At 58.6% G+C, this 10,965-nt stretch carries 7 protein-coding genes; 3 read left to right on the top strand and 4 right to left on the bottom strand.

The features are described from left to right. Positions 1–356: 356 nt before the first annotated feature. Complete coding sequence (gene tet(W), locus HMPREF2710_RS03685) at positions 357–2,279, top strand: tetracycline resistance ribosomal protection protein Tet(W) (protein WP_049362095.1); 1,923 nt, start codon at positions 357–359, stop codon at positions 2,277–2,279. A gap of 220 nt (positions 2,280–2,499) precedes the next feature. Here the strand turns inward: tet(W) and HMPREF2710_RS03680 are convergent, their stop codons facing one another. Then, complete coding sequence (locus tag HMPREF2710_RS03680) at positions 2,500–3,792, bottom strand: IS30 family transposase (RefSeq protein WP_005987407.1); 1,293 nt, start codon at positions 3,790–3,792, stop codon at positions 2,500–2,502. 146 nt (positions 3,793–3,938) lie between these two features. Here HMPREF2710_RS03680 and HMPREF2710_RS03675 point away from each other — a divergent pair, with 146 nt between their 5' ends. Beyond that, positions 3,939–4,226 (top strand): Rossmann-fold NAD(P)-binding domain-containing protein, encoded by a 288-nt coding sequence (locus HMPREF2710_RS03675; protein ID WP_204371245.1) that lies wholly within the window; start codon positions 3,939–3,941, stop codon positions 4,224–4,226. A 687-nt stretch (positions 4,227–4,913) separates the two neighbouring features. On the opposite strand, the gene HMPREF2710_RS03670 is transcribed toward HMPREF2710_RS03675, so the two are convergent. The 3 genes from HMPREF2710_RS03670 to HMPREF2710_RS03660 form a co-directional block, all read right to left on the bottom strand. Next, positions 4,914–6,242, bottom strand: a complete 1,329-nt coding sequence (locus HMPREF2710_RS03670) for an ISL3 family transposase (RefSeq protein ID WP_096740576.1) — start codon at positions 6,240–6,242, stop codon at positions 4,914–4,916. A gap of 349 nt (positions 6,243–6,591) precedes the next feature. Beyond that, positions 6,592–8,061 (bottom strand): ribosomal protection-like ABC-F family protein, encoded by a 1,470-nt coding sequence (gene abc-f / locus HMPREF2710_RS03665; protein WP_005987409.1) that lies wholly within the window; start codon positions 8,059–8,061, stop codon positions 6,592–6,594. Positions 8,062–8,322: 261 nt separating this feature from the next. Then, on the bottom strand, positions 8,323–9,609 hold the full coding sequence (locus HMPREF2710_RS03660) for an MFS transporter (protein WP_005987410.1): 1,287 nt from the start codon (positions 9,607–9,609) through the stop codon (positions 8,323–8,325). Between the two features lie 301 nt (positions 9,610–9,910). On the opposite strand from HMPREF2710_RS03660, the gene HMPREF2710_RS03655 reads away from it, so the two are divergent. Beyond that, positions 9,911–10,965: IS256 family transposase (locus HMPREF2710_RS03655; RefSeq protein WP_070599566.1), on the top strand; the 1,055-nt coding region annotated here is incomplete at its 3' end.

The following is a 10,965-nucleotide window of genomic DNA, read 5'->3' as shown; positions in this document are numbered from 1 at the left end:
AAACGATTACACCACTCCACAGGACTTGACCTACTTGCTTTCCTAAAACTGATGTGATACAATGATTTAATCCAGAAAAGGAGTAAAAAATATGCGGCAAGGTATTCTTAAATAAAACTATAATCAAATAGTGGGAACAAAGGATTATGATAGCTCCTTTTGTAGGGGCTTAGTTTTTTGTACCCAATTTAAGAATACTTTTGCCTTATCAATTTTGACATATCCCCAAAAACAGCAATCACAAACAGGTGTATGCTGTATATGTGTATGTCCGCAACTTATAATCCCCAGTGGTAAAAGTATTTTACTGCTGGGGATTTTTATGCCCTTTGGGGCTGTAAAGGGAGGACAATCACATGAAAATAATCAATATTGGAATTCTTGCCCATGTAGACGCTGGAAAGACGACCTTGACGGAGAGCCTGCTATATGCCAGCGGAGCCATTTCAGAACCGGGGAGCGTCGAAAAAGGGACAACGAGGACGGACACCATGTTTTTGGAGCGGCAGCGTGGGATTACCATTCAAGCGGCAGTCACTTCCTTCCAGTGGCACAGATGTAAAGTTAACATTGTGGATACGCCCGGCCACATGGATTTTTTGGCGGAGGTGTACCGCTCTTTGGCTGTTTTAGATGGGGCCATCTTGGTGATCTCCGCTAAAGATGGCGTGCAGGCCCAGACCCGTATTCTGTTCAATGCCCTGCGGAAAATGAACATTCCCACCGTTATCTTTATCAACAAGATCGACCAGGCTGGCGTTGATTTGCAGAGCGTGGTTCAGTCTGTTCGGGATAAGCTCTCCGCCGATATTATCATCAAGCAGACGGTGTCGCTGTCCCCGGAAATAGTCCTGGAGGAAAATACCGACATAGAAGCATGGGATGCGGTCATCGAAAATAACGATGAATTATTGGAAAAGTATATCGCAGGAGAACCAATCAGCCGGGAAAAACTTGCGCGGGAGGAACAGCAGCGGGTTCAAGACGCCTCCCTGTTCCCAGTCTATCATGGCAGCGCCAAAAATGGCCTTGGCATTCAACCGTTGATGGATGCGGTGACAGGGCTGTTCCAACCGATTGGGGAACAGGGGGGCGCCGCCCTATGCGGCAGCGTTTTCAAGGTTGAGTACACCGATTGCGGCCAGCGGCGTGTCTATCTACGGTTATACAGCGGAACGCTGCGCCTGCGGGATACGGTGGCCCTGGCCGGGAGAGAAAAGCTGAAAATCACAGAGATGCGTATTCCATCCAAAGGGGAAATTGTTCGGACAGACACCGCTTATCCGGGTGAAATTGTTATCCTTCCCAGCGACAGCGTGAGGTTAAACGATGTATTAGGGGACCCAACCCGGCTCCCTCGTAAAAGGTGGCGTGAGGACCCCCTCCCCATGCTGCGGACGTCGATTGCGCCGAAAACGGCAGCGCAAAGAGAACGGCTGCTGGACGCTCTTACGCAACTTGCGGATACTGACCCGCTTTTGCGCTGCGAGGTGGATTCCATCACCCATGAGATCATTCTTTCTTTTTTGGGCCGGGTGCAGTTGGAGGTTGTTTCCGCTTTGCTGTCGGAAAAATACAAGCTTGAAACAGTGGTAAAGGAACCCACCGTCATTTATATGGAGCGGCCGCTCAAAGCAGCCAGCCACACCATCCATATCGAGGTGCCGCCCAACCCGTTTTGGGCATCCATCGGACTGTCTGTTACACCACTCCCGCTTGGCTCCGGTGTACAATACGAGAGCCGGGTTTCGCTGGGATACTTGAACCAGAGTTTTCAAAACGCTGTCAGGGATGGTATCCGTTACGGGCTGGAGCAGGGCTTGTTCGGCTGGAACGTAACGGACTGTAAGATTTGCTTTGAATACGGGCTTTATTACAGTCCGGTCAGCACGCCGGCGGACTTCCGCTCATTGGCCCCGATTGTATTGGAACAGGCATTGAAGGAATCAGGGACGCAACTGCTGGAACCTTATCTCTCCTTCACCCTCTATGCGCCCCGGGAATATCTTTCCAGGGCTTATCATGATGCACCGAAATACTGTGCCACCATCGAAACGGTCCAGGTAAAAAAGGATGAAGTTGTCTTTACTGGCGAGATTCCCGCCCGCTGTATACAGGCATACCGTACTGATCTGGCCTTTTACACCAACGGGCAGAGCGTATGCCTTACAGAACTGAAAGGGTATCAGGCCGCTGTCGGCAAGCCAGTCATCCAGCCCCGCCGTCCAAACAGCCGCCTGGACAAGGTGCGCCATATGTTCAGTAAGATCACTGGTTGATTTCCGATCCCAACCGAACACATTGAGCTGACGGCACGCTCCCGCAGTTAACCGAACGCCCCCGAGGTCCTATCCGGGCCCCGGGGGCGGCATTTTCCCAGTTGAAGGAATGGTGGAGATGTGTTTCGATGGGTCCGGTGGCCATGCTCCGCCCGCCGCCCGGCACCTCTTCCCAGACTCAGCCGGACGGTCGGTCCGTCTATTCCGTTTTTCTCCTAGGCTAGGCCAGCGGGGCATCGCCCCTCTCTGCGCGCGCCCTCTCGATGAGCCCCGGCGTCAGGTCGAGATCGCCGAGCGGCACGTCCTCCACGCCGTAGGCGTCCAGCAGCGCCGCCGCGTCCTCCCCGAGCATCGCCCTGAAGGCGCGCGCGGGCGTCGCGAAGCCGAGCGCGCCGCGGGGCTCGGAGTTCACGTGCGACATGGCCAGCGCCAGGTCGGCCGGGGCGAGCCGGTCGAACCTGATTCCGGCGCCCTTGGGCAGCAGCTTCCTGATCTCGACGTGGTTGCGCTCGCAGGCGCCCTTCTGGTCGCTGCGCCTGGGGTCGCAGTAGAACAGCCTCGTCTCGCCCGGCCCCTCGCCGAGCAGCGCCGCGATCGCCGCCTCGTCGGAGAACTCGGCGCCGTTGTCGGTGAGGACGGCGCGGAACACGCGGCGCGTCCCGTCGGCGCCGAGGATGGCCCGGACGCCCTCCAGGGCGTCCGCGACGCACCCGGCGGTCTTCTCCTCCAGCGGCAGCGCGAGCTGGAGCCTGCTGGGGCGGTGCAGCAGCGTGAGCAGGCAGGCGGAGTCCTCCCGGGCCCCCTCGACGGTGTCCATCTCCCAGGCCGCGGCGCACGCGTCCTCCCCGAGGGCGAGGAACGCGGCATGCGACCTGCGGGCGGAGTGGCGGGTCGCCGCCCGGCCCGCGGCGCGCTTCCTCGGCCTGTAGCCGACCTTGCGCCTGAGCTCCATGTTGGTCATGCCGTCGTAGCCCGCCGAGACCCAGCGGTAGATGGTCGACGGCGACAGGTCCACCGGGCCGCCGTTGCGCGCCGCCATCTGCTCGGGCGACAGCCCCCGGCGCAGGCAGTCCCTTATCGCCTCCAGCCTGGCCGCCGCGGCGGGCTCGTCGGCGTCTATCCCGCGCCTGGACGAGACGAGGACCGAGTCGGCGCACAGCTGCGCGGCCCGGGCCTCGTAGAAGACGTGGGGGCGGCGCTTGCAGCCGATCGCGCGGTACCGGCCGCACCCGTTGCAGCAGCGCGGCCACGCCGCCAGGCGCGGGCAGGCCGCCGACAGGTCGGCGGAGGCGTCCACGCGCTCGCCGCGCCTGGCCTTCGGCGCCGTCACGAACCTGTGCGACGCCACCTCGGCGCTCACCGTCGAGGGCGACCTGCCCAGCTCCCTCGCGATCTCCCTGCACGACGCCCTGCGCTCCAGCATCCTCTGGACCGTGTCCCGCTCGTGCCTCGTGAGCCTTCCGTAGGCCCTCGGGACCGCCCTTGCGGAGCCGCTCTTCTTCTTTCCGGACATGCCGTCCTCCGATCTCCCGGGGCCGGCCGATCCGGCCCTCAGGGTATCGGGTTCCCACATTCATCCGCACATGTGCGGATGAATGTGGGAGGTGTTCGGATAAAGTTGATAATCAAGGTGAAGTCTCCAGCTCCAGCTACATGGATGTGTTCTATCCGAAGTACCAGGTGACCTGGGATATGATGAACGTTGCCGGTCCGAACAGCATGTTCATGCACTGCCTGCCCGCCAACCGTGGCGAGGAAGTCGTCGACGAGGTCATGGACGATCCCGAGCGCTCCCTGTGCTGGGTCGAGGCCGAGAACCGCAAGCACTCCATTCGCGCCATCCTGGCCACTCTGTGCCCCCAGAGCGAGCCCGACGAGCAGAAGGCTGCGGCATACCGCGCCACCATCAATGAGCGCATGGCCGCTCTCGGTAAGCACGGTCTGTAAGACGTACCAGGTCGGGCGAGCTACGGCTCGCCCGCCTTCGCAGGAGATGGGCGACCTCATGGCCATCGGCGAGGAGAACTGCAAGGTCTCCGACGACAACCGAGTGCATCAAGGGCGCCGACTTCATCTACACCGACGTGTGGTATGGCCTGTACGATGCTTTCTGATGGGCGGCAGCAGATGCTTGTCTCTTGCTGCCCATCATCTGCGCCACTGCGCGTAGGCACTGGCGCCCTGTCTGAAGTTAAACAGACCTTTCGAGTGTGCACGAAGTGATTGCGCCAACAACGAAGCCCCAACCTGCTCGCTAACTCATGGGCAAGCCACCTGAGACTACTCATTTCCCCTACTAGCAATGAAGGCCTGCAACCTGCAGTTTTGCAAACTGCTTGAAAGGCGCCTGCGTTGATTCACTTCCTATTGCAGCTGGCGGCTCGCACACGAAAAGGCACTTGAGTTTCAAAGCGGGCGTTTTCGTCGATATCGAACCTCTAAAGGCTGTCCGCCGTGCCCTTTGGGACAAAAACGAAAACTCAAAGCCCCGAGTTTGGAATGAGTTTTTGAGATTGCCCCGGCTTTTGTCCCCGAAGCCGATGAAACACGACATAGTGTTACTTGGCGGCACTCGGTTTGAGACGGCATCGAAAACTGAGGACAACTGGAATGTCGGGACAGTAAAACGGCTCTTCAGAGTTGAGTGTGGTTGGAGGCATCTAGGCCTCCTGCGATGAGGAGCATTCGGAGTTGGTAGTTGGTGGGGTTGCGGTAGCCTCTGGCGGTGCGTCTTCCTAGTTCGATGATTCCGTTGATGGCTTCGGTGGGGCCGTTGCTGGCTCCTCCTGTATCGAAGTAGGCCAAGAAGGCGTCCTTCCATTTGCGTAGGGTTCGACCCAGTCGGGCGATTTCGGGGATGGGACACGTTGGTAGGCGCTGGATGAGATGAGCGGCCAGGCGTCGGCCTTGGGCGGGTGTGGCTTGATGGAAGACGTCGCGCACTTGCTGGGCGCAGTGGTAGGCGACTTCCACACTGATATGCGCCTCATCTGCCGTGAAGGCCTCACGGAGTCGTTCTTGTTGACGCTTCGTGAGCCGATCACGCGAGGCGCGCAAAAGATTGCGGATCTGATAGAGAGGATCACCCTTGCGCCCGCGGTGACCGGTCGTGTCTTGCTGGACGCGACGACGCACCTCATCGAGAGCGTCACCGGCGAGCTTGACGATGTGAAAGGCATCGAGCACGCTGGTGGCGTCTTGGAGCTGGTCATCAATGGCGTTCTTATATCCCTGGAAGGGATCCAGCGTCGCGATCTGGATACCGGAGCGAAAGTCTTCGCCGCGCTCGGCCAGCCAGTTCTTGTACACGGTGCCAGACCTTCCCGGGACCAGATCCAACAAGCGGGCCGTGGGATGATCCTCCCCTCGCGTCAGGTCGACGATGCCGGTGAGCTCACGGGGCCCTCGTCGGCGTCGGTCCTGGTGGTGCCACACGTGCTCGTCAACCCCCAGCACCCGCACCCCTGAGAAACGGGCGGGGTCATCAGATGCGGCTTGCAGACACGGCTTGATATGGGACCACACGGTATTCCACGTGGTTCCTAACTGGCGGGCCAGCCCCGAGATAGTGGCTCCCTCGAAGCGCAACTGTCGGATCGCCCAGCGGATCGCCCGAACACCCAGACGCGCCCTGGGAGCACACACCGAGTGGTTCTGCTCAGCGAAAGTCGTGATCTGGCAGGTATGTTCGCGGCATATCCAGCGTCGCTTATGCCACCGGATCCGCACCGGGACCCCGGCCCAGGGCGCGTCGATCACCTCCACCACCACACGCCCATGACCTTGAGCGATCACCCCACAATCTGGGCACCCCGCCAGCTGGTTGCACGACTCAACATCGAGCACCAGAGCATCTGGGGTGCGAACCGCACTCATCAGATGGAAGCCCTCCAAGTCGACGAGCAGATCACACCGATCACAACGATCAAGCGACACAGAGCAGCAGCAGGTAGGGTGAGACATTGTCGAGGTCCTTGACGACAGCGGGGGTAGAAGTCCGCTCATCATCAAGGACCTCGACCTCTACCCGCAACCCCCGACCAACACCCGGTCACCCACACTCAACTCGGAAGAGCCAGTAAAACTGAAGCCATCGAGTGGGAGTAGGCCGATAGGGTTCTGACCTGCGATTTTGAGTGCCGCACTGTGCCGCTGAGTTTCGTTTCGTACGAGAGTCATGACAAAGCCACCAGCGACGGAGATGAGTAAAAGCGATTAAAGAGCCTCCGTTCCCTGCGTTGGGACGGAGGCTCTTTCTTTGCCGTTTTACTCCCTTGTCTCCGTTCGGGGATTATTTCTTGCTCATTTAGGGCTATTCGCGCTGAAAGATTTTGACTAGCTTGGTGTCCTTTATTTCGTAGACAATGTCTGCGACGTTCTCGACCAGCCTCTTATCGTGGGAGACGAACACTATCGTTCCGGCATAGGCGCTCATCATCTGCTCGAGGGCTTCGGCGCTCTTGATGTCCAGGTAATTTCCAGGCTCGTCCATGAGCAAGATGTTGTATCTGCCCAGCAGCATCTTCGCGAGTAGCAGCTTGATGACTTCGCCTCCCGAGAGAACGCCAACGTCCTTTGTCAGGTCGCGCGGTCCGATTCCCATAGAGGCGAGGATGCCTCGAATTTCGGTCATGCTGTACTCGCAACCATCCTGCATGAACGAGATCGCAGACTGACGGGCGTCGAACTTGTAGCCTGTTTGCTCGAAGTAACCGATCTCTGCCTTGGGAGAGATGTTGATACCGTCGGCGCGTCGAGCGATTGCCTTCAGCAGGCTGGTCTTTCCTGTACCGTTGCCACCGGTGATGGCCACTTTGGCACCGAGCGGTATCTCGAATTTCGCGTGGTCATAGAGCATGCAGTTGCCGAAGCTCAAGCTGAAATCGTCTGCCGAGATGGGAAATTTACTATGCAGTTCCAGGGCCTTGCTCTGGCGGAACCGCACGGCGCGAATGCTATCTGGGGCCTCAATCCCTTCGAGCGCTTCGAGGCGCTTCTCCATGTCCTTAGCCGCCTGGTACATCCTCTTCTGTTTGGTGCCGGTTGCTTTCTGATGCCCCAATCGACCTGCATACTCGTTGCTTTTTTTCGCAGCCTTCCGCTTGGCGTCGACCTGCCGTGCTTTTTTCCGTTGTTTTTCGATGGCGGCTTCGAGGCGATCGCGCTCGCGCATCGCCTCTTCGTATCGAGTCGCCTGAGCTTTGCGCTCTTCTTCTTTCTGTCGCAGATAGTCGGAGTAGTCACCCCAGAATTCGGAAATACCGCCGTCTTTGAGCTCCCAGATCTTGTCTACCACCTGGTCGAGAAAATGACGGTCATGGCTCACGATGAGCAGAGCCCCATCAAATGCCTTGAGTTGTCCGACGAGAAGGCGGATGCCGTCTTGGTCGAGGTGGCTCGTAGGCTCGTCGGCGAAGATCGCGCTTGCATGCTGGGAGAGTGCAGAGGCAATCTTGGCGCGTGTTTCCTCCCCGCCGCTCATCGTCTCCTGCGCCACTCCGGCGACGTTGAGACGGGAGAGCATCTCACCACTGTCCTGAGCCGCATCAAGGTCGAGTTCATCGAGTTGGCCGATGAGGGCAATGCTGCCGAAGCGCCTGACGTCGGCGTCCGCAATGGTAAGATTGCCGCTCAGAATTTTAAGCAGGCTGGTTTTGCCTGCGCCATTGTCTCCCACCAAGCCGATGCGATCGTAGGAGTAGATTTCCAACTCTTCGATATCTAGGATATCGCGGCCGGCATATTCCAAAAAGATGTCTTTAGCTTTGACTATGAGTTCCATAGGTTGAACCGCCTTTTGTGTATTAGCGTTTTACTGGAAGCGCAGCCATGCCAAAAAAGATTGCTCACGTCGATTTTTCGCCTTTGCCCAATTGCCGGCGCGAGCGTTTTGACCTTGCGCAAGCCGGCAAATCCGAAAATGATAGTTGGCGACGAATAAGGAGCGCGATGCGGAATGTCGGTGCAATACCTCGTCGTCGCAAGGGCTTGAAGGCTGACGCTTGAACCGATGGCTGCTGCCTCTTTTTTTCGAATACTTGGGCTATTGAATCTGCCCGGTATCTCTTTTCCCCGCGTTTCGGACGCTCGGAGCAAGCAGCATAGCCATCGCAAGCAGTACCATGGTCGCTCCAGAGCCGACGAACCATAACGGAGCTCCAAGCAGATCCGCAAAAACGGAGGGGGCTGCGAGGCCCATGGGCATGGCCCACGCCATGATGGTTCCGTAGAGGCCGAAAACGCGGCCTAGGTACTCAGGAGGTATCTGCTCCTGCATAAGGGCAGTCTGGGTTCCCGCGTACAACGGGGAGCATGCGCCCATAAGAAAGCTCACCGGCAGGAAAGCAGCGAACAATGACGGGCCGAGCGATCCGGATACGATTGCGGCAATGCCGAAGCCGGCAATCGCGGCGACCATGGTGAACGACCTATTGCGGAACCCTCCCGTGGCCGCCAAAATGCCGGACCCAGCCAGCATGCCTGCAGAAAAAAGGATTTCCACCAAAGCGGCATCCCCCGTGCTACCGCCAAAATGCCCCAAGGTCATTATTGGGAACAATGCCGCGAGCGGAGAGAACGCGAAAGCGAAGACGAACCCGCACCAAAGAAGGGCGAACAGCCCCCTGTACTCCCTAATCAGCTTGTAGCCGTCCGAAATCTCAGAGAAGAGCTCTCGAACCTTATTGGAAAAGGACAAGCTGCGGTCGGCTTCATCGAGGCCCCCTGCGTCTATCTGTGCGGCGAGGACGGCTAAAGAAGCGAAAAGCGCTCCCAGCACGTCGAGGACAATCATAGCGGTAATGCCCGCCACGGGATAAATCACTGCTGCAAGCGCGGCGCCAAGAATGTATCCGCCGGACTGAATCGCCTGAGTCACCCCCGATAGGCGAACGAGATGCTCTGGCGGGGCGAGATGGGGCGTGAGAGATTGGGAGGCTGGCGTGTAGAACGAAGTACCAACTGCACGGAGAAACAGGGCGATGAGAATTAGCCATGCAGGTAAGCTGCCGGCCAACGAGGCAATCGCCAAGGCGGCACCCACCGCGGCAATGAAGAGGTCGGCGCCGATGAGGACACGTTTCAAAGGCAGTCTGTCGACAACGGCGCCCGCAAGGATTCCGAACAAAGCAATCGGCAGAAAGCCTGCCAGCGATGCTAAGGAGAGGAGAGAAGACGACCCTGTCGTGAGGGCGAGATGCCAAATAAGACCCATTTGGAGAATCGAACTCGTCAATGTCGAAACGAGCTCCCCGCCCCATACGAAACAAAGCTTGAATTGCCATGAATGGCACAGCAGAACAGACCTGCCCCGAGAGGTTTCAAATATCATGGTTATGTCCAATCGTGAAATGGCGTGCAGAAAAACAGCGCGACGCCACAACAGCGCCGCTTTCTAGGCGCTCATCCACGTGCGGAAAAGACCAACCACGACACCCCTCCTTTGTTAATTCGGTCTGGCAAACCATGTAATATGTAATATTAACGAGGCTTGAGTTTGCCTGTCAAGTAGCGTCCCGCATAGTGGTGTAACCGTGTGGTGATCGGCCCGTTGCTTGTGATGGGTGCGGTCACCGTGTGATCCTTCGAGAAAGCTCTCTACTTCTGACTCGAAATGATTTGGAGGCACAACGATGACCGCTCCTCATATTATCGACCCTGCTGGCCTGCTTGGCGAGGCGTTGTCCCAGGCATCCCCAGATTTGATGCGTTCCCTGCTCCAGCACGTCATTAACGCGTTGCTATCAGCGGACGCTGACACCGTGTGCGGGGCCCAGTGGGGCCAACAAGACCCGCAGCGTCACACCAGGCGCAACGGGTATCGCTACCGGCCCCTGGACACCAGGGTCGGCACCATCGACGTGGCGATCCCCAAGCTGCGCTCAGGCACCTACTTCCCAGAATGGTTACTGCAACGGCGCAAACGCTGTGAAACCGCGTTGATCACAGTGGTCGCTGACTGCTACCTGGCAGGAGTATCCACGCGCCGTATGGACAAGCTCGTCAAAACCCTGGGGATCACAGGACTGTCCAAGTCCCAGGTCTCACGGATGGCAACAGACCTCGACGAACACGTGGACCAGTTCCGCAACCGGCCCCTCCACGATGCCGGGCCTTTCACCTTCGTCGCCGCTGACGCACTGACCATGAAAGTACGCGAAGGAGGACGCGTCGTCTCGTGCGCGGTTCTGGTTGCCACCGGAGTCAACAATGACGGACACCGCGAAGTGCTGGGGGTGCGCGTGTCCACCAGCGAGACCGCTCCAGCCTGGAAGGAGTTCTTCGCCGACCTGGTCGCCCGAGGCCTGACCGGCGTGCGCCTGGTCACCAGTGATGCCCATCTGGGCCTGGTTGAGGCCATCGCCGCCAACCTACCCGGAGCCACCTGGCAACGATGCCGTACCCACTACGCCGCTAATCTCATGTCCGTCACCCCCAAAGCACTATGGCCCGCTGTCAAAGCGATGCTGCACTCGGTGTATGACCAGCCCGACGCGGCATCGGTCAACGCTCAATACGACCGGCTCTTGGACTACGTCCACGACAAGCTCCCCGCCGTGTGTGATCACCTCGATCAAGCCAGGGCAGACGTCCTCGCGTTCGCGTCCTTCCCCACCGGGGTGTGGACCCAGATCTGGTCCAACAACCCCAACGAACGCCTCAACCGCGAAATCCGCCGACGCACCGA

The sequence above is a fragment of the Rothia sp. HMSC069D01 genome, from assembly GCF_001810135.1.
Taxonomy (GTDB): Bacteria; Actinomycetota; Actinomycetes; order Actinomycetales; family Micrococcaceae; genus Rothia.
This window is presented reverse-complemented; position numbering and strand designations above follow the sequence as displayed.